General features: G+C 63.5%; 19 protein-coding genes. 3 read left to right on the plus strand and 16 right to left on the minus strand.

All coding sequences use genetic code 11. The features are described 5' to 3' along the window. Positions 1–2 precede the first annotated feature (2 nt). From bamC to C266_RS02220, 9 genes are all read right to left on the minus strand, one after another. Positions 3–1145, minus strand: a complete 1143-nt coding sequence (gene bamC / locus C266_RS02180) for an outer membrane protein assembly factor BamC (protein ID WP_036660962.1) — start codon at positions 1143–1145, stop codon at positions 3–5. Positions 1146–1194: 49 nt separating this feature from the next. Further along, entirely contained in the window at positions 1195–2112 is a 918-nt protein-coding gene (gene dapA, locus C266_RS02185) for a 4-hydroxy-tetrahydrodipicolinate synthase (protein WP_010807426.1), read from the minus strand. Positions 2113–2154: 42 nt separating this feature from the next. Further along, positions 2155–2751: a bifunctional 2-polyprenyl-6-hydroxyphenol methylase/3-demethylubiquinol 3-O-methyltransferase UbiG gene (locus C266_RS02190; RefSeq protein WP_010807427.1), complete on the minus strand. Its 597-nt coding sequence runs from the start codon at positions 2749–2751 to the stop codon at positions 2155–2157. Further along, positions 2748–3950, minus strand: a complete 1203-nt coding sequence (locus C266_RS02195; RefSeq protein WP_010807428.1) for a tryptophan--tRNA ligase — start codon at positions 3948–3950, stop codon at positions 2748–2750. The genes C266_RS02190 and C266_RS02195 overlap by 4 nt, the downstream gene beginning before the upstream one ends. Positions 3951–3975: 25 nt before the next feature. After that, positions 3976–4641, minus strand: a complete 666-nt coding sequence (locus C266_RS02200) for a site-2 protease family protein (protein ID WP_010807429.1) — start codon at positions 4639–4641, stop codon at positions 3976–3978. Positions 4642–4713: 72 nt separating this feature from the next. After that, entirely contained in the window at positions 4714–5340 is a 627-nt protein-coding gene (locus C266_RS02205; RefSeq protein WP_010807430.1) for an L-threonylcarbamoyladenylate synthase, read from the minus strand. Between the two features lie 12 nt (positions 5341–5352). After that, positions 5353–6186, minus strand: coding sequence for a 3',5'-nucleoside bisphosphate phosphatase (locus C266_RS02210; RefSeq protein ID WP_010807431.1), 834 nt, complete (start codon positions 6184–6186; stop codon positions 5353–5355). Between the two features lie 152 nt (positions 6187–6338). Next, positions 6339–7229, minus strand: coding sequence for an alpha/beta fold hydrolase (locus tag C266_RS02215; protein WP_010807432.1), 891 nt, complete (start codon positions 7227–7229; stop codon positions 6339–6341). 81 nt (positions 7230–7310) lie between these two features. Next, complete coding sequence (locus C266_RS02220) at positions 7311–8282, minus strand: ferritin-like domain-containing protein (RefSeq protein ID WP_010807433.1); 972 nt, start codon at positions 8280–8282, stop codon at positions 7311–7313. A gap of 49 nt (positions 8283–8331) precedes the next feature. On the opposite strand from C266_RS02220, the gene C266_RS02225 reads away from it, so the two are divergent. From C266_RS02225 to C266_RS27205, 3 genes are all read left to right on the plus strand, one after another. Next, on the plus strand, positions 8332–8856 hold the full coding sequence (locus C266_RS02225; RefSeq protein ID WP_010807434.1) for a gamma carbonic anhydrase family protein: 525 nt from the start codon (positions 8332–8334) through the stop codon (positions 8854–8856). Between the two features lie 216 nt (positions 8857–9072). Then, positions 9073–10008 carry an Hsp33 family molecular chaperone HslO gene (hslO, locus tag C266_RS02230; RefSeq protein ID WP_010807435.1) on the plus strand — a complete coding sequence of 312 codons (936 nt, stop codon included), beginning with the start codon at positions 9073–9075 and terminating at the stop codon, positions 10006–10008. Between the two features lie 115 nt (positions 10009–10123). Next, positions 10124–10558 carry a hypothetical protein gene (locus C266_RS27205; protein WP_144265676.1) on the plus strand — a complete coding sequence of 145 codons (435 nt, stop codon included), beginning with the start codon at positions 10124–10126 and terminating at the stop codon, positions 10556–10558. A gap of 82 nt (positions 10559–10640) precedes the next feature. Here C266_RS27205 and ftsB read toward each other — a convergent pair whose 3' ends face one another. From ftsB to C266_RS02270, 7 genes are all read right to left on the minus strand, one after another. Next, positions 10641–11072: a cell division protein FtsB gene (ftsB, locus tag C266_RS02240; protein ID WP_036660966.1), complete on the minus strand. Its 432-nt coding sequence runs from the start codon at positions 11070–11072 to the stop codon at positions 10641–10643. Positions 11073–11145: 73 nt separating this feature from the next. Further along, positions 11146–12429 carry a phosphopyruvate hydratase gene (eno, locus tag C266_RS02245; RefSeq protein ID WP_010807438.1) on the minus strand — a complete coding sequence of 428 codons (1284 nt, stop codon included), beginning with the start codon at positions 12427–12429 and terminating at the stop codon, positions 11146–11148. A gap of 145 nt (positions 12430–12574) precedes the next feature. Beyond that, the gene (gene kdsA, locus C266_RS02250; protein ID WP_010807439.1) at positions 12575–13429 is read right to left on the minus strand and encodes a 3-deoxy-8-phosphooctulonate synthase; all 855 of its coding nucleotides are present in this window, start codon (positions 13427–13429) and stop codon (positions 12575–12577) included. A gap of 36 nt (positions 13430–13465) precedes the next feature. Then, the gene (locus C266_RS02255; protein ID WP_010807440.1) at positions 13466–15124 is read right to left on the minus strand and encodes a CTP synthase; all 1659 of its coding nucleotides are present in this window, start codon (positions 15122–15124) and stop codon (positions 13466–13468) included. A gap of 180 nt (positions 15125–15304) precedes the next feature. Then, positions 15305–16135, minus strand: a complete 831-nt coding sequence (locus C266_RS02260; RefSeq protein ID WP_010807441.1) for an alpha/beta fold hydrolase — start codon at positions 16133–16135, stop codon at positions 15305–15307. A gap of 253 nt (positions 16136–16388) precedes the next feature. Next, a complete protein-coding gene (locus C266_RS02265) occupies positions 16389–19292 on the minus strand; it encodes a DNA internalization-related competence protein ComEC/Rec2 (protein ID WP_081636110.1) in 2904 nt (967 codons plus the stop codon). Between the two features lie 44 nt (positions 19293–19336). Beyond that, positions 19337–20185: a TatD family hydrolase gene (locus C266_RS02270; protein WP_010807443.1), complete on the minus strand. Its 849-nt coding sequence runs from the start codon at positions 20183–20185 to the stop codon at positions 19337–19339. Positions 20186–20262 lie beyond the last annotated feature (77 nt).

Below are 20262 nucleotides of genomic sequence, written 5' to 3' on the forward strand. Positions count from 1 at the left end.
CCTTAACGGAGCTGGTTGCCAATTACGCTGATGATCGTCTGCGCGATCTGCGAATTGTCGACGTTACCCTTGTCGTCGAGCACCTGCACGCGCGTCTGGCTGTCGCCGCGCCCTTGCACGTTCACGCTGTACTTCTTGGCCTTCTTGCTGTCCTGCACTTCCTTCGCATGGAACAGGCTATAGAAGAAGCCATTGTCCTTGGCGAGCGTTGCCGGATCGACGTAGCTCACGAAGTACAGACCCTTCGCGCGGTCGCGATCGTCCACGGTGAAGTTACCGCGGTCGAGCGCCACACCAACGCGACGCCATGCACGATCGAACGGCTCGTTGATATCAAGATAGGCCGCGTCTGCCGTCTTCACGACCTGGCTCGTCGGCACGCCCGTCTTGGCGCCCTCAACCTGAGCCTGAGCTTGCTCCACCTGCACGCCGAAGCGTTGCATCAGCTTGGTCAGGAAGATCGCCTCGAGGCCCGGATCATTCGGTGCCGGCTCCCACTTGGTCGTGTCCTTCTGCGAGTTCGTGAACACTTCCACCATACGGCGATGCGTGATGTAGATGTCCGTGCCGCCGTTCGGATCACGTTCCACGCGAGTGCGGAAGCGGTCGCGTTCGCCGGTCGAGTACAGACCGTCGAGCACCTTGCCGAGCAGATCGCGGATGATGTCCTGATTCAGCTTTGCACGATTCTCTGCCCAATCGGTTTCCATCACGCCCGTGTCAGGCGAGTCGATCGTCAGCACGAAGCCGTTCTCTTGCCAGAATTCACGCAGCGTCGGCCACAGATCGCCGGGAGCCTTCTGAATCACCAGCCAGCGCTCGTTGCCGTCGCGCACGACCTTCATGCCAGGCACAGCCGGCAGCACGGTGTCCGTCGGGTTCGTCGCCACGACCTTCTGCTGCGTCTCGTAGGTCGACAGTGTGGCGGTACCGGCCGGAGTCACGTACTTGCGATCAGCGGCCTGAACATTCGTCAGATCCGGGGGAACGTCGAGCGAGGGGCCGGTCTTCGAGCTTTTGTAGTCCACCTTATCGGAGGACAAGGCACTCGAGAGGGAGCTGCATCCGGCGACGAGGGCCAACGAGGCAATAGCGGCCCATGCCAGCACGGGACGAGCTACGGAATTACTGACGATTCGTTTCATGAGTCGCAAAAAAAGGTGGGCAATCGAACCCGGGGGCTTGAACGACAGCTTAGACAACGGCGATGTTGGCCGACTTGAGAGCACCCAGCACCGTGTCCTGATACGCCTGCGCAAGCGGCGTGAGCGGCAGGCGGATGCCCGACGCGATCATGCCCATTTGTTGCAGCGCCCACTTCACGGGGATCGGATTGGCTTCGACGAACATGGCACGGTGCAGTTCGAACAACTGGAATTGCAGTTCCCGTGCCTTGACCACATTGCCGGCCAGCGCAGCGACGCACAATTCGTGCATCGCACGCGGTGCCACGTTGGCAGTGACCGAGATATTACCCTGACCGCCCATGAGCATGAGCGCAACTGCCGTCAGGTCGTCGCCGCTATACACGGCAAAGTGCTTCGGGGCACGCCGGATCAGGTCGATACCACGATCCAGATTACCCGTGGCGTCTTTCACGCCGACGATGCCGGGCACTTGCGCCAGACGCAGCAGCGTATCGTTGCTGGCATCTGCCACGGTACGGCCGGGCACATTATAGAGGATGACCGGCAGCTCAACGGCTTCGGCAATGGCGCGGAAATGCTGGTACTGGCCTTCCTGCGTGGGCTTGTTGTAGTACGGCACGACCTGAAGCGATGCATCGGCACCGACCTGCTTCGCATGCTTCGTCAGTTCGATGGCTTCCGCCGTCGAATTGCCGCCCGTGCCGGCAATCACCGGCACCTTACGCCCGCGCGACGCACCGGCTTCCGCCGTTTGCTGCACGGCGATCTCAATGAGTTCGCAATGCTCTTCGACGTTCACGGTCGGCGATTCGCCCGACGTACCGACGATCACGATGCCGTCAGTGCCTTCATCGACATGCCAATTGATGAGGTTACGCAGTGCTTCACGGTCAAGGCTGCCGTCTTCTGCCATCGGCGTGACAATCGCGACGATACTGCCTTGAATCGGAGTTTGGGTAGTCATGGTTGATCGAACAATTCAGCGATAAGGGTGGATTGTAGCGGATTACGCGGTCGCCTCGTACAGCGCGGCAGCGCCGGGGTTTTCCCCGGGGGCAGCGCGCGTCGCGCACAAACGCTGAACGCACGCCGCACGCGGCGCAGGCAACGTGACATCCTCGAAGGCGACCACGCGCAAATCCGCCGTGCGCGCCGTATCAAGCAACTCACCCGGCGCCAGCAGAAACAGTGGATTGGACGGTTTTCCGTATCTTTCGTTTCCCTGCGCAAAGGTTTCATAAATCAGCACGCCGCCCGGTGCCACGCTGGCGGCAATGTGCGAGAGCAGCGGCCGGTGCAGATAATTCGTGACAACGACGGCATCGAACGTTGCGCCCTCGGCCAACGGCCACGGCGCGCCTTCGAGATCGGCCGCCAGTGTCGTGACGTTCGCCAGCATTGACATGGTGGCAAGTGCCACCTCGTCGCGATCGACGGCGGTGACTTGCGCACCTCGTGCCGCAAGCCAGCGCGCGTGACATCCGTGGCCGCACGCCAGATCGAGGACACGCGCCCCCGATGGAATCAGATGTGCCCAACGCACCAGCCACGGCGACGGAGCGCCCACGCCGTGCATCATGCCGGGAACGCCAGCATCCGTCATGAATATTGCAGCCCCATGGCTTCGCGCACGTCGCGCATGATTTCCTGCGCAGATTTTCGAGCTTTCTCACAGCCATCGGCCACGATGGCGCGCAGCAACGACGGATCGTCCATGTATTTTTGCGCGCGCTCGAGCATCGGTTGCTGCTCGCGCAGAATGCCGTCGATGACCGGCTGCTTGCACTCGAGGCAACCGATACCGGCGCTGCGGCAGCCCTTCTGCACCCAGTCGCGCGTATCGTCGTCGCTGTAGACCTGATGCAGTTGCCACACCGGACACTTCTCGGGATCGCCCGGATCGGTGCGACGCACACGCGCCGGATCGGTCGGCATGGTGCGCACTTTCTTGGTGATCGATTCTGCGTCTTCGCGCAGACCGATGGTGTTGTTATAGGATTTCGACATCTTCTGGCCGTCGAGCCCCGGCATGCGCGACGCCGGCGTGAGCAAGGCCTGCGGCTCGACCAGAATCAGCTTGCGCGCACCTTCGAGATAACCGAAGAGCCGTTCGCGGTCTCCCAGCGACAGCGACTGCGACTCGGAGAGCATCGCACGGGCCTGCTCAAGCGCTTCGTCGTCCCCCTGCTCCTGATAGGCCGTACGCAGTTCCAGATACAGCTTCGAGCGCTTGCCACCAAGCTTGCGCGCAGCCGCCAGCGCCTTCTCCTCGAAGCCGGCTTCGCGGCCGTAAAGGTAGTTGAAACGACGCGCGATCTCGCGCGTCATTTCCACGTGCGGCACCTGATCCTCCCCCACCGGCACATGCAGCGCGCGGTAAAGCAGAATGTCGGCCGCCATAAGCACGGGATACCCCAGGAAGCCGTACGTCGACAGGTCTTTTTCCTTGAGCTTCTCGATCTGTTCCTTGTACGTCGGCACGCGTTCGAGCCAGCCCAACGGCGTGCTCATGCCGATGAGCAGCGCCAGTTCGGCGTGCTCGGGCACCTTGCTCTGGATGAAGAGCGTGGCCTGGTTCGGATCGATGCCTGCCGCCAGCCAGTCGATCAGCATGTCCCAAACGTTCTGCTCGATGACTTCCGGCGTTTCATAGTGCGTGGTGAGCGCATGCCAGTCGACCACGCAGAAATAGCACGGGTACTCCGACTGAAGCCGAATCCAGTTCTTGAGCACGCCGTGATAGTGGCCGAGGTGCAGACGACCGGTCGGTCGCATGCCGGAAAAAACGCGTTCGGGGTACATGGTCTTGTTGTCTTCTGCAAAAGCTTCAGGAAACCAGCAAAAACAGCGGCGTGAGCATCCAGACGATGAGGTCTCGCCCCCACTGGATGAGCGGCCACAGCCACACACGGCCAAGCACGCCGCTCACCACCAGCGCCATCACGATGAAAAAGCCGAAGGGCTCCACCCGCGACAGCGTGTAGGCAGCGCGCGCCGGCAGCAGCGACACGAGCACGCGGCCGCCATCGAGCGGCGGCACCGGAAACAGGTTGAACATGCACATCACGAGGTTCACCAGCAGGCCCGCCTGCGCCATCATCATGAAGAACGGCTCGTGAACGCCGATCACTTGCAAGCCTAGTCCGAACACGGCCCAAAGTATCGCCTGAACGAAATTGCAGAGCGGGCCGGCGAGCGCCACCCAGATCGTATCGACGCGTGGATTGCGCAGGCTGCCGAACGCCACCGGCACCGGCTTCGCGTAGCCGAACAGAAATGCTCCGCTCGTCATGAAGTAAAGCGCGAGCGGCACGAGCACCGTACCGATCGGGTCGATATGCTTGAAGGGATTGAGCGTCACACGTCCCATCAGATAGGCCGTGGGGTCGCCGAAATACTTGGCGACGTAGCCATGCGCGGCCTCGTGCAACGTAATCGCAAAGAGGACGGGGAGCGCGTAGACCGCAATGGTCTGGATCAGGTCTGCATTCATAGCCTGCTATTGTAACAAGCAGACCCGCACGCCAGTATTACCGCGCATTGCAAAGCGGCGATATGCGCCCCGTCACGACAGCCCGAAGGGCGCCAGCGAGCCGCGCCCGCGGCGCAGCACCTCGGGCGGCGTCACCGTCAGATCGATCACCGTCGACGGCTCTTTCGGACAAGCGCCGCCATCGATCACCAGATCCAGTTGCTTTTCCAGCCGCTCGCGAATCTCTTCAGGGTCGTTCAGCGGCTCGGTTTCGCCTGGCAAAATCAGCGTAGTGGCGAGCAGCGGCTGACCCAGCTCTTCAAGCAACGCGAGCGTAATGGCATGCTCCGGCACCCGCAAACCAATCGTCTTTCGCGATGGATGGGAGAGACGGCGCGGCACCTCCTTCGTCGCCTCGAGAATGAAAACGTACGGCCCCGGCGTGGTCGCCTTGATCAATCGATACTGCCGGTTGTCCACCATGGCGAACTCCGCCAGCTCCGACAGATCGCGCACCAGCAGCGACAGCAGTTGCTTCTCGTCAAGACCACGAACGCGGCGCAGACGATCGACGGCCTGCTTGTCGTCGATATGACAGGCGATCGCGTAGCTCGAATCGGTCGGTAAGGCCACGATGCCCCCCTTGTCGATGATCTGGGCGGCCTGCTTGATGAGTCGTGACTGAGGATTTTCCGGATGAATCTGGAAGAATTGCGACATAGCGTCGGGAGGTTACTGCCAGCGGCTCCAGACCGGGGTGAGATCGTCGGGCAACGCAGGCAGCTTGCCGAGGAGCGCGCGGCTCTCGGTCGGTCCATGGAAATCCGAGCCGCGCGACGCCAGAAAATCGTACTGACGCGCGACATCGGCATACTCGCGGTACTGCTCCGGCGTGTGGCTGCCGGTAATCACTTCGATCGCTTCGCCGCCCAGTTCGCGGAACTGATCGAACAGCACCCCGAATTCGAGCGGTGAGAATTTATAACGGCCCGGGTGCGCCACGACGGCAATGCCGCCCGCGCCACGAATCCATTTCACGGAATCTTCAAGCGTTGCCCAGCGGTGCGGCACATAGCCGGGACGCCCCTCGGCAAGATACTTCGCGAACACGTCCGAGACCGACGCGCATTTGCCTATTTCCACCAGATACCGCGCGAAGTGGGTGCGCGAAATCAGGTCAGGATTGCCAACGTAGCGCAGCGCCCCTTCGTAGGCGTTCGGAATACCCGCCGCGGCCAGTTGTTCGCTCATCTGCTCGGCGCGTGTCGCCCGCCCGCCGCGTGTGGCCGCAAGGCCGTCGATCAGCGTGGGATTGTCGGGGTCGATGTTCAACCCGACGATGTGCACCGTGCGATTGGCCCATGTGATGGAAATTTCCACACCGCTCACGTAACGCATGCCAAGCGCCTCGGCCGCCGCACGCGCTTCACGCTGGCCGCCGATCTCGTCGTGATCCGTCAATGCCCACAGGTCGACACCGGCCTCAAAAGCGACCTGCGCGACTTCAGACGGCGTAAGCGTACCGTCCGAGACTTTGGAATGACAATGAAGATCCGCGTTGAGCATGATGAGGCCAGGCTGTGACACGTCTGCCCCGCCGGACACCAGCGAGTGACGTTGTAATGACGGCTTCATTCTACCGCGCAAGTGCACGCTGCGCGAGTTGCTCGCGCGCCGACGCCCGCTTATGTCCCGCTTATGTCCCGCTCATATCCCGTTTACGCCCGGCAGAAGTCGCCGATCAGCCGTGCCACAGCTTCCGGTTGATCGTGATGCAGCATGTGGCCCGCATCGGCCACGAAGGCTTCCGTGAAATTCGGAAAGACCTCAAAACGCTCACGGAACGCCTCCTTCCCCTGCGCCCCGACGAAGTGTTGCAGCACTTCCGAATCCGTTGCCTCCACATGCAGCACCGGTGCGCTCACGTTGCCCCATACCGCCATCGCTTCATCGAGCCGGTACGGATACGGATTGGCGATCTTGTGCGCCGCATCGGCAAGCAAATGCCATTGCCCGTCGCGCGCCTGGCGCGCCCACCGTTGGGCCAGCCACGCCGCCCGTTCGGGAGTGAGCCGTGGATTCGTCTTGCGCAGCCGCGCGGCCACCGCGTCAAGCGTGGCGTAGGGGCGCAGCGTCGGCACGCTTTGCAGATCGTCGAGCCACCGCCCCAATTGACGGATCGCCGCAATCGGCTGAGACGGCGGCAGACCGAAACCCTCCAGATTCACAAGCCGCCGAACCCGCGCCGGCCGCACCCCGGCGTACAGGCAGGCGACGTTCCCGCCCATGCTGTGTCCGATCAGGTTAATAGCGTCGCCGGGCCCGGTGTAAACGTCGAGCAAGGCCTCGAGATCGGCGAGATAGTCGGGAAACCAGTAGCTGCCGCAGCGGCCGTCGGCCACCGGCCAGTCCGTGAGGCCGAAGCCGCGCCAGTCGGGGGCAAGCAGATGCCAGCGCTGCGCCAGCGTTTCGGCCACGAACTGGAACGACGCCGACACGTCCATCCACCCGTGCAGTAAAAACAGCTTCGGTGCACCGGGCGTACCCCACTGCCGGACATGATGGCGCAGGCCGCGCACAGTCAGAAATTCGGATCGCGAATCGGTCATGGCGCTGGCGGGTAGTGAAGAGCGAAAGGATTGGGGAACGCCGAGTATATCGGCTTCAAAATTGGTGCATCGACGGCGCCGTCACTCGCTCGCCTGAAGGGCCGCGAGTTCGTCATCGTCGAAGCCCGCCGCCCGGCGCGCCTCCAGATTGAACGGTCCTCGCAGACGCGGCGCACGGTACTGGATGGCCAGCCGGGAATACGTCTCGATGGGATCGCATCCGGCGCGCTCGCAGCCCCAGCGATACCAACGGTTACCGATGGCGACATGCCCGATTTCGTCGCGCAGAATGATGTCGAGAATGGCCGCACCGGCAGCGTCGCCTGCGCTGGCCAGCTTCGCCTTGATCGGCGGACTGGCGTCCAATCCGCGCGCCTCCAGCGTACGCGGCACCAGGGCGAGACGCGCCAGCCAGTCGCCGGACGTCCTGCGCGCCATCTCCCACAGACCGTCGTGCGCCGGGAAGCATCCGTAGGCGTAGGCATCGCCTAACGATTTCAGATGCGTCGAGAGCAGCGTGAAGTGATACGCCTCCTCTGCGGCGACCCGCAGCCAGTCGTCGTAATACGCGGCAGGCAGGCCATCGAAGCGCCATAGGGCGTCGAGCGCGAGATTGATCGCGTTAAATTCGATATGGGCGAGCGCGTGCAGCAACGCGGCGCGTCCCTCCACCGACGTGACAGCGCGGTGCTTCAGCTCACGTGGAGACACCAACCGGGGTAATGCCGGACGTCCCGGAATGCCCGCATCGTGCGCTTCGGCCTCGCCAGCCGGATCGGACGCCCTCGCCACCCCGTTCACTTCAGCGGCTTCAGCCGCATCGAAGCGCCGTTCGGGGCGCCAGTGCGCGGCGCCCTCCCGCACGGCATCGCGAAGCGCCGCCACGCCCTCAGCCTTCTGATACGGATCGCACAGGCGCAGAAGGCCGAGCGCGCGCTCGCGGGCACAACCGGGCGCGTAGGAGGCGTCGCCAGACGGGACGTGTTGGGTGGAACTGCCGGAGAAGGCGTTGCAGGCGGTATCGCCGCCGGGCGCGGGAGTGAAGTCGGCCATGACGTTACAATAGCTATTTCGTCGATTTTAACCGCGAACCGAAGCCGCTATGCCGATCTATAAACTTGGAGACAAGACCCCGCAGATCCACGAGAGTGCTTTCGTGGCCGACACTGCCACCATCATCGGCGAGGTGATCCTCGCAGAGAACAGCAGCGTTTGGCCCGGGGTGGCGATCCGCGGCGACAACGAGCCGATCAAGGTCGGTGTGGGCACGAACGTACAGGAAGGTGCCGTCCTGCATGCCGACCCGGGCTATCCGCTCACGCTGGCCAACGGCGTAAGCATCGGCCATCAGGCAATGCTGCACGGCTGTACGGTGGGCGAGAACTCGCTGATCGGCATTCAGGCCGTGCTGCTCAATGGCGCAGTCATCGGCCGCGACAGTCTGGTGGGCGCAGGAGCGCTGGTCACCGAACGCAAAACCTTCCCCGACCGCTCCCTGATTCTGGGCGTGCCCGCCAAGGTCGTACGCGAGCTGACCGATGAGGAAGTCGCCAACCTGAAGCGCAACGCGGACGTCTACGCGACACGCCGTCAGGTCTTCAAGGAACAACTGGTGCGCATCGGCTGATGCGAACCACCGGCGCCAACGCGCGCCGGCGGCCCGGCGCACGGGCCTGGGCTGCCCGACGTGTTGAAAATGCGGTGCGCGCCCCCAAATAACGCAACATTAACGCGCCAATCACCGGCTTTTTGTGCGACATCTGGCCCGTTCGTGCGGTTTTTGTTCCCTACACCGCCACTCGCCATATTGACCGCCGTTGCCGCATTTTTCAGGAATTCAACCGTGTCCGATCAACTTCAGAAATTCATGTTCGACGCCGCCCCGGTGCGCGGTGAATACGTCAGCCTCGACGCCACCTGGCGCGCGGTGCTGGAGCGCCATGACTACCCGCTGCCGATACGCCATCTGCTCGGTGAAATGATGGCTGCAGCGGCGCTGCTCACGGCCAACGTCAAATTCGACGGCGCCCTGATTCTGCAACTGCACGGCGACGGCCCCGTCACCATGATCGTGGTCGAATGCAACGCCGACCTGACGATGCGCGCCACGGCGAAGTACAGCGGCGAGATTCCTGAAGATGCGACGCTCAAGTCGCTCGTCAACGTCAATGGCCACGCGCACTTCGCCATCACGCTCGACCCCCGCGTCAAACAACCGGGCCAGCAACCGTATCAAGGCATCGTGCCGCTGTCCGACGAACATGGCCCCCTGCCCGACATGGCATCGGTACTCGAGCACTACATGCACCATTCGGAGCAACTCGATACGCGCCTGTGGCTGGCATCGGACGACAACCACACGGTCGGGATTCTGTTGCAGAAGCTGCCGGGGCATGGCGGTACGGCAGGGGCCGGCGCCGAGCTGGCCCCCGAGTTCGATGAGGACACCTGGAATCGCGTCTGTCAGTTGGGTAACACACTCAAGCGCGACGAAATGCTGAGTACCGATCGGGAAACGCTGCTGCATCGCCTGTTCTGGGAAGAAACGGTACGTGTATTCGAGCCGCAAGTCGCGTCGTTTCGCTGCACTTGCTCGCGCGAGCGGGTCGCCAACATGCTGCGTACGCTAGGTGAGGCGGAGGTCATGAGCGTGTTCGACGAGCGTCCAAACGTCGAAGTGGCGTGCGAATTCTGCCGCCAGACCTATCATTTCGACAAGGTGGATGCGGCACAGCTTTTTGCCGAGCAGCCGCACACCGCACCGTCCGTGCAGCATTGAGAGGCGTTGAGATCGCCGGGCGCGGAACGACCCGCGTGCCGGTGAATCTCACGTCATGTCATGGCATGAGGCCTTCGGTCTCACTGCTGCGCTGCCAATCCACGGGGATTCGTTCATGTCGCGACTCGCTCCCAACGCACCACACGCCGCCGGTTCGCTGCGCGTCCGGCGAATTCAGTCAGTCACCGGCGCGCTCGGTGCATCGGCGCTGATGCTCGTCGCTGGCTGCGCGCCGTTGCAAATACCGCCCCCTGACGCGCCGGCGGCGCGTCTTCCGCAGACGCAAGACGCCCCTGCATTGACCGAAGCGCAGAAACAAGACCTGACACGCCTGAACAAGCGCATCTACGACGAGCAGGAAACGGCCATCGAGCGCGAACGCGCACAACGCGCGTTTGACGACGCCATGCGCAGCTACAACAGCAACGCCTACTTCTATGGCGGCTGGGGAAGCCCCGGGTGGTACGGACCCGGCTGGTATGGGCCAGGCTGGTACGGCCCCGGATGGTATGGCCCGCGCTCGTCGGTTGGCATCGGCATCGGCTTCTGAGCGACACCGTGCATGAAATAAAAAAGGCGTTCCCGAGGGAACGCCTTTTCGTTTTACCGTCCGCACATCATGCCAGCGGCGATCAGTGATGCTGAGTCTTGTGCGCCGCCTGCGCCTTGCCCTTCGTTTGCGACGATGGCGTAGCAGCAGGCGGGGCAGCCGCGACCGACTTGTGCGCCGGCTCGGTCGACGACACCAGCGGCGCATCGACACCGGATGCCGCCTGCGGACCACCAGTGCCGTCGGGTGCGACGAACTGCACGAACACTTCGCCGTCCTTGACCATGCCCAGCTCGAAACGAGCGCGTTCCTCGATCGCCGCCGTGCCTTCCTGCAAATCCTGCACTTCGCCGGCAAGGCGATCGTTACGTTCCTTCAACTGCTCGTTCTTTTGCTGTTCGGCGCTCAACTCGTCGCGCAGTTCGTGCACGTACAACCAACCACCGTGGCCGAACCAGAGCGGATACTGGATGGCCGCCAGAAGCAGCACCAGTACCAATGTCACCATTCGCATGCTTTCGCCTGGCAAGAATTCCGGGAAGTGCGTCCCGACCGGAGGCGGGGCTCAGCTTCCCGGGGAAACGGAATTAGCGCAGATTGTAAAACGTTTCCTTACCCGGATACGAAGCGATATCGCCGAGATCTTCTTCGATACGAAGCAACTGGTTGTACTTCGCGATACGGTCGCTGCGCGAGAGCGAACCGGTCTTGATCTGACCGGCGTTCGTACCGACGGCGATGTCGGCGATCGTCGAGTCTTCGGTTTCGCCCGAACGGTGCGACACCACGGCCGTGTAACCGGCGCGCTTGGCCATTTCGATGGCGGCGAAGGTCTCGGTGAGCGTACCGATCTGGTTGATCTTGATAAGGATCGAGTTGGCGACGCCTTGCTCAATACCCTGCTTCAGGATCTTCGTGTTGGTCACGAACAGATCGTCACCGACCAGTTGCACCTTCTTGCCCAGCTTCTCGGTCAGGATCTTCCAGCCGGCCCAGTCGTCTTCCGACATGCCGTCTTCGATCGAGACGATCGGGAACTTGTCGCACAGGTTGGCGAGGTAGTCGGCGAACTCTTCCGAGGTCAGCGACAAGCCCTCACCGGCGAGTTCGTACTTGCCGTTCTTGAAGAACTCGGTCGAGGCGCAGTCCAGGGCCAGCAGCACGTCGTCACCCAGGCGGTAACCTGCGTTTTCGACGGCTTGCTGAATGGTCGTCAGGCACTCTTCGTTCGACGCGAAGTTCGGTGCGAAACCGCCTTCATCGCCCACGGCCGTGCTCATGCCCTTCTCGGAAATGATCTTCTTCAGCGCGTGAAAGATTTCGGCGCCGCAACGCAGGGCTTCGCGGAAGCTCGTCTGACCGACGGGCATCACCATGAACTCCTGGATGTCCAGGCTGTTGTTGGCGTGCGCACCGCCGTTGACGATGTTCATCATCGGCACCGGCATTTGCATGGCGCCCGAACCGCCGAAGTAGCGGTACAGCGGCAGACCGGCTTCTTCCGCCGCCGCCTTGGCCACGGCCATCGACACGGCCAGCGTGGCGTTCGCGCCGAGGCGCGACTTGTTGTCCGTGCCGTCGAGTTCGATCAGGGTCTTGTCCAGGAAGGCTTGTTCTGCTGCATCCAGGCCCATGATCGCTTCCGAAATCTCGGTGTTGATGTGCTCGACTGCCTTCTGCACACCCTTGCCGAGATAGCGCTCCTTATCGCCGTCGCGCAGTTCGATCGCTTCGCGCGAGCCGGTCGATGCGCCCGACGGCACTGCCGCACGGCCCATCACGCCCGACTCCAGCAGCACGTCGCACTCGACCGTCGGATTGCCGCGCGAGTCCAGCACTTCGCGCCCGATGATATCTACGATTGCACTCATGTATTCCTCGGTAACTGAATGACAAAAACGCTAAAGGGAACCTGCATCGCGCCGCAGCCCGTCACATGCCGCGCGCACGTCGGGCGCATGCGCCGAATCCTGACGTGGGCACCGATGCCGCACTTCTGCGCACACCGGCCGAACTTCAGTTGAAATTATTTTCCAGAAACTCACCCTGCTTCACCGCCGCGTCAATCGTCTTGAGCGTGGTGAGCAGTTCTCGCATGCGTCCGAGCGGCACGGCATTGGGGCCGTCCGAAAGGGCGCAGGCCGGGTCCGGGTGTGTTTCCATGAACAGGCCCGACACGCCCACGGCCACGGCCGCACGCGACAGCACCGGCACGAACTCGCGCTGGCCGCCCGAACTGGTGCCCTGACCGCCCGGCAGTTGTACCGAATGCGTTGCGTCGAACACGACCGGCGCTCTGGTCTCGCGCATGATCGCGAGCGAGCGCATGTCCGAAACCAGATTGTTGTAGCCGAACGAGACACCTCGCTCGCAGGCCATGAACACGTCATCGGGCAGACCGGCTTCGCGCGCGGCGTCGCGGGCCTTGTCGATGACGTTGATCATGTCGTGCGGCGCGAGAAACTGCCCCTTCTTGATGTTCACCGGCTTGCCGGACTGGGCGCAGGCACGGATGAAATCCGTCTGACGGCACAGGAACGCAGGCGTTTGCAGCACATCGACGATGGGCGCGGCCACGGCCACGTCTTCTTCGGTGTGCACATCGGTCAGCACCGGCACGCCGAGTTGACGGCGCACTTCCTCGAGAATCTTCAGGCCAGCCTCGCGCCCAGGGCCGCGATACGACTTGCCCGAGCTGCGATTCGCCTTGTCGAACGACGACTTGTAGATGAACGGGATGCCGAGCGCGCTCGTCATTTCCTTGAGCTGCCCCGCGACGTCGATGGTCATTTGCTCCGACTCGACGACGCAGGTGCCTGCGATCAGGAAAAACGGCTTATCCAGGCCAACGTCGAAACCGCACAGTTTCATGGGAACTCCTTGTCTCTCGCTCGCGGCAGCTCAGTCTCAGGCAGCCTTCTTGCGCGCTTGCTGACCTTCCAGCGCCGCTTCAACATAAGCCTTGAAGAGCGGATGGCCGTCGCGCGGCGTCGAGGTGAATTCCGGGTGGAACTGAACGCCCACGAACCACGGGTGCATCTGCTGCGGCAGTTCCATCATCTCCGGCAGGTTCTCGGTCGGCGTACGCGCCGAAATCACCATGCCGGCAGCTTCGAGCTGCGGAACGTAGTAGTTGTTGACTTCGTAGCGGTGGCGGTGGCGCTCGTTGACCGTGTCGCCATAGATGCGCGAGGCCATCGTTTCGGCCTTGATCGGCACGCGCTGCGAGCCCAGGCGCATCGTGCCGCCCAGATCCGAATCTTCGGTACGCTGCTCGATCTTGCCATCGCGGTCCTGCCACTCGGTAATGAGGGCGACGACCGGATGCGGCGTCGACGGATCGAACTCCGTGCTGTTGGCCTCGGCCAGCTTGGCCACGTCGCGTGCGAACTCGATCACGGCGAGCTGCATGCCGAGACAGATGCCCAGATACGGCACGCGATTCTCGCGAGCGTAGCGGACCGCCTTGATCTTGCCTTCGGTACCGCGGCGACCGAAACCGCCCGGCACGAGAATGGCGTCCAGATGCTTGAGCGCATCCGTGCCGTCCTTCTCGATCTGTTCGGAATCGATGTACTCGATATTCACGCGCGTTTCCGTGTGGATGGCGGCGTGACGCAGCGCTTCGATAAGCGACTTGTACGACTCGGTCAGATCGACGTACTTGCCGACCATGCCGATGGTGACCTCATGCTTCGGATTCTCGACAGCGTGCACCAGACGCGTCCACATGGACAAGTCGGCCGGCTTGGCTTCGATCTTCAGCTCGTCGCAGATGATCTTGTCCATGCCCTGGTCACGAAGCATCTGCGGAATCTTGTAGATCGTGTCGACGTCCCAGACCGAGATCACGGCGTCCTGCGGAATGTTCGCGAACAGCGAAATCTTGGCGCACTCGTCTTCCGGAATCTGACGGTCGGCACGGCACAGCAGCACGTCCGGCGAAATACCGATTTCGCGCAGCTTCTGCACGCTGTGTTGCGTCGGCTTGGTCTTGAGTTCGCCTGCCGTCGCAATGTACGGCACGAGCGTCAGGTGCACGAAGGCCACGCTGTTGCGCCCCAGGCGCAGATTCATCTGACGTGCGGCCTCGAGGAACGGCAGCGATTCGATATCGCCAACCGTACCGCCGATTTCGACGATGGCCACGTCCGGATGGCCGTCCCAGGTCGAACGCGCGCCGCGCTCGACGAAGGCCTGAATTTCATTGGTGATGTGCGGAATGACCTGAACGGTCTTGCCGAGATATTCGCCACGGCGCTCCTTGCGGATCACCGATTCGTAGATCTGGCCCGTCGTGAAGTTGTTCGCACGGCGCATCTTGGCGCTGATGAAGCGCTCGTAGTGGCCCAGATCGAGGTCGGTTTCCGCACCATCCTCAGTGACAAACACCTCGCCGTGCTGAAACGGGCTCATCGTGCCCGGGTCGACGTTGATGTAGGGATCAAGCTTGAGGAGGGTGACTTTGAGGCCACGCGATTCTAGAATCGCGGCCAGAGATGCGGCAGCAATTCCCTTACCAAGAGAGGAAACCACGCCGCCCGTGACAAAAACGAATTTGGTCATCGCAGTAATTGCTCGCGGGAAAGCCGGATTATACCCGAAAGCTGCCTTGCCCTCGAGGTGCGGCGCGGCAAATTTTGGCCTTGACAGGCCATCGCGCGCACCGCCCCGGTACGGCAGGCACACTACAGCATGAATCTGCCCGGCTCGGCTACCTTCAGGCGCGGGCCGCCCGCACAAGTCTCATGCCGCGAGCGGGTGCCGGTGTTCGCCGCGTAGCTCCGCGAGCATGTCGCGCACCGCCGCAGCGGTCTCCAGCGGGTGCTCCATCGGAAAGAGATGGGTGCCGTGGACATAACGCAGATGAGTGCCCACGATACGGCGCGTCGCCCCGATTCCCGCCTGCCGCAACTCGCGCGATTCGGTACCTGCCAGAAAGCCGACCGGCACCGGCACGCCGCGCATGGCCCGTGCGGCGAGCCGCGGCGGCAGCGTCAGATAGATTCGATATTCGATTTCGCGGGCGAATGCCAGACGCCGGGCCTTGCCCTCCCCCGTCGGCAAGGTGCCGCAATCGATGTAGTCGCGCAGCACGTCCGGATCCCAATTGGCAAACACCGGCTTGCTGGCGAAATGCCGCCATGCCGCCTCCCAGTCGGGCCAGCGATCGCGGCGCCGCTTGGTCACGCCGGCAGGCGAGAGCCGTTCGTAAAGTCCGGTGAGCATCCCCAGCCGCAGCATTTGCGTGCGCCACCCCGGCGTAACGATGGGGGAATCGATCATCACCACGCCCCGCACGCACTGTGGTGCCTTGAGCGCAGCCATGAGGCTCAGGAAGCCGCCGAGCGAATGCCCGACGAGCCAGACCGGCTCCCCGTGATATTCGCGCTCGAGCGTGTCGACCAACTCGTTGCGCAAATAGCGCCAGCCCGGCGTGACCGGATAGCGCGGGTCGTGACCGATACGGTCGATGGCACGCACGTCGTACTCGTCGGCCAACGCGCCGAGCATCTTGCGATAGACGCCTGCGGGGAAGCCATTGCCGTGCGAAAAATGGATGATCTCTCTTGTCATGGAATTCTTCATGTTGCCAAACCAGCCCGATGGGAATTTCACCGGAGTCGGAAGGCGCGACGCTACCGCCCCTGCCCGCCCAGTCTACCCCCCCGAATCCACTGTCGGTCAATCCGGCCGTCTGGCACTTGTCGAACCATTCTAGCGAACCGCCCGTCGAGTGCATTGAGTGCCGGTAGAGGTTTCAGTCGAATCGCGAGACCTGGGCCGGACCGGCGCCACGTCCCCACACCCGCGCCGTCAGGCACCGCCCCTACACGTCCGGATCAGTGGCGTGCCAGTACCGGCGGTATTGCTCGCGGTAGGACAGTGCCTCGATCCCATCTCCGGTGATCGAGAACCGAACGCCTCCGTGCGCCACCGTTTGCCAAATCCGAGCGCCTGCTGCCCGATAGCGCGCAACCACAGCCGGCCTCGGATGTCCGAAGCGATTCCGATAGCCCGTTTGAAACACCACATGGCCCGGCGACACTGCCTCCACGAATTCGGACGTCGACGAGGTCAAACTCCCGTGATGCGGCACGAGCAGGACGTCCGAGCGCAAATCCACCCTGAAGCGCGCCAGCATGGTGCGCTCCTGGGGGGCTTCGGCGTCCGCTGCGAGTAGCGCACTGTGCTTCCCGCTCGATACGCGCAACACGCAGCTCACACCGTTTGGCCCGACGCGCCCGCCCCAGCCATCGCGCAACGTCGCAGTGTCCGGGTGCAGAAACCGGAACGTCACGCCATCCCACGTCCACTGCTGTCCCGCGAGGCAAGTTCGATGAGCAGCGGCGGCGCGGCGCACCCGATGCGTCGCAGGCAGCGACGAAAACACCTGTGCGTGCGGATACGCCCTCAACACACTCAACGCGCCGCCAAAGTGATCGTCGTGGGCGTGGCTGACGACGAAACGGTCGAGCCGCTCGACACCCTGCGCCCGGAGATAGGGGACGATCACACGGCGCCCCGCATCGCTGCGCCGTCCCAACGGCGGGCCGGCGTCAAAGAGCAGCGTGCGCGTTGCCGTCTCGACGAGCACGGCATTGCCTTGCCCGACATCGAGCATGGTGACGCGAAACGCCTCGGCACCGGGGCGCGGCGACGAAGCGAGCCATGCCGGCACTATCAGCGCAAAACCCGCGAAGCGAACACCAACCCGCCAAGCCTTCGCCCTGCGCACTCCCATTCCGACAGGCAGCGGCATCAGGCACGCGATCACACCGCCGACCGCCGCCACCTGTGCCCAAGACGGCGCAACCCCTGCACGCCACACGGCCCAAGGCAATGCCGCCAGCATGCCGAGCCAATCCGCCAGCCAGACGACCACCGCATGCGCCAGCGCCAACGCCCAATGTGACAACGTCGCGGGCAAGAGCAGGCTAGCCAGCGCCAGCGGCGTCACGATCAATGTCATCAGCGGAATAGCGACGGCGTTTGCCAACGGCCCCAGCAACGGCACCGCACCAAACCACGCAAGCGTCAACGGCACGAGTCCTATCGTGACCGCGTATTGCGCGCGCGCCGCCTGCCACAGAGAGGCAAATGCCGCGGCTCGCCAGCGGCCAAACACGCCGATGCTGCGCGTGCTGCTCGCAGCGTCTCGCGCGCTAAGCGGCCTTTCGGACGCAAGGGACGAAAGAGACCGGTGGGACACCTCTGACGCGTCCAGCGCATTGAGCGCACCGGGCGTAGTGGAGGCATGCGCCCCTTCAGACGCCCCGCGCCGCCGTGCTACCCGCCATCGGTCGCGATGTCTCGCGGCCAACACCAGCGCAGCGACTGCGCCGAATGAGAGCCACAGACCCGGTGTGACCACGGCCCACGGATCGAGCGCGACGATGACGGCCAGCGCCCACATCAGCACGTAAGACGGCGCAGCGAATCGGCCATTGAGCAGCGCCAGAACCAGAATCGCCACCATGCCTACTGCCCGGCGCACCGGCACGCCCCACCCGGCGACCGCCCCATACGCCACTGCGGCAAGCAGACCCGCAACCGCCGCGGCCTTCGGCGCCGGCCACCATAGCGGCAAGCCGAAATGCCTCCCGCATGCCCGACGCCACAGCGCGCCGGCGAGCGCGGCAAACACCCCGGCAACCAGCGATACGTGCAGCCCCGAGATCGCCAGCAAGTGACTCACCCCCGTATCGGCAAACACCTGCCAGTCGTCGTCTGCAATGTCGCCACGCTCTCCCAGCGCAAGCGCCATCAACACGCCGCCATATCGCGCCGACGGTCCGAGCGCGATCCGAAAGTCGTCGCGCAGCCGCTCGCGCCACGCAGCGAAACGATATCCCGGCATCGGCCCGGATTGCAGACGCCGTGCGCCGCCTACGTTTGACGCCCTGCCCCCGCCATAGGAAGTGCGCACATATCCTGTCGCACGGACGCCCCGTGCAAGCGCCATCAATTCGGCGTCGAATCCGTGCCAGTTTGCAAAGCCTCTGGGCGACGTCAGTCGCACGGGCAATTGCCATCGCTCACCTGCCCGCGGACGTCCGGGGCCTGTCGGACCCGCACGCTCGGCAGGCAATCCTTGCGTTTGCCCGACGCCGGCAACTCGCACCACTTTCTGGCGACCGAAAAACGAATGCCCCGGCCAGACCAGTTCGATGTGCGCCGGCACATGCACTGGTCCGCACGACGCCGCTCCGCGCTTCGAATCGTGTCGCTCGCCACGCGTCCCGGACACTGCTTCCGGCGTCTCCATGACTGGCAACGCGCACCCATCGCCAGTGAGATACGCGTGTTCCACATCGAACGCGAACCGCAATCCGTCGCCCGCCGACACGGGCAGCTCAGCCACGGTGCCGACGACCAACAGGTCTTCCCCCTCAAGCACGGTGGAGAAACGATCGCTCAATCGCACTTCTGCCCGAAGCGCCGCCCATGAATACCCGAGTGTCGCCGCACACAACGCAAGCGCTGTCACCACGCAACGCTGACGCCATCCTTGAACGGCACACACCGCACTTCGTGCCGGGTCAGCGCCACCAGTGTCCGTCGACGCGCCCGTCCCAGCGCGCCCGCTTCGTGTCACCGCCCAGAGTGCGCACGCCAACAACACGCCCCCGGCGAGACCCATGGCCGTAGCGAGTACCCGCCCGCCGGGCAAGGCCGAAGCCTGTTGCAGCCACCAGACGCCCGCGACCCACGCAAGCAGGACAACTCTCATGACGTCACCACGTCATGTCTCAAAGACCGCGCAACGCCGCAGCGTCAGCGCGCAGGTTCGTTGGAGATGAGGGAGATGTCTGCGGCAGGCCCGTCACCGGGGGTCATGGCCATGGCCCCTGGCAGACGCGGTAGCACGCGCCACGCATTGGCACACGTCGCCTTCGACAGCGCGTCGATCGACACGCCGCGAAGATCCGCCAGCACCTGCGCGATGCGTGGCAGTTCGACCGGGCTATTGCGTTGCTTGTAACGCCACGCCGGCGCAATGTCGGGCGCGTCGGTCTCCAGCACGAGGGCATCGAGCGCCACGTCCACCGCGAGACGACGAATCTGTAAGGCACGATCGAACGTCATCTGACCGCCAACCCCCAGGCAGAAGCCGCGCTCGACAAACATATCCGCCTGCTGGCGGCTGCCGTTAAAGGCGTGAGCGATACCGCCGCGCGGCGTGAAGATGCGCAGTTGCTTGAGCAATGCATCCTGTGAGCGGCGTACATGAAGGATGACGGGCAAATCGAAGTCGCGCGCGATCTTCAATTGCTCGACGTAGAAGAACTGCTGACGCTCGGGATCAAGCGTCCTGACGAAAAAATCCAGCCCGATCTCGCCGATACCGACAAAACGCGGATCGCCCATCGCCCGCTCGACGGCGCGACGCAACGTGGCAATGTCTTCATCACGCGCACGCGGCGTGTAGAGCGGGTGAATGCCCAGCGCATAGGCGCCGCCGGAGATCGCCCCGGCAGCAGCGCGCGCCGCGTCGAACGTCGCGCATTCAACAGCGGGTACCACCAACCCCACCACGCCCGCAGCGGCAGTGTCGGCAATTACAGTCGCACGGTCGGCGTCAAACTCGGCCGCATCGAGATGGCAATGGGTATCGATCCACATGGTCAGGTGTCCTTGAGCGTCAATTCTACGGGTCGATGACAAGGCTCGCACGCCGCGCCGTTGATGACCATCGGAAA

This window comes from Pandoraea sp. SD6-2, assembly GCF_000389825.1.
Lineage (GTDB): Bacteria > Pseudomonadota > Gammaproteobacteria > Burkholderiales > Burkholderiaceae > Pandoraea > Pandoraea communis.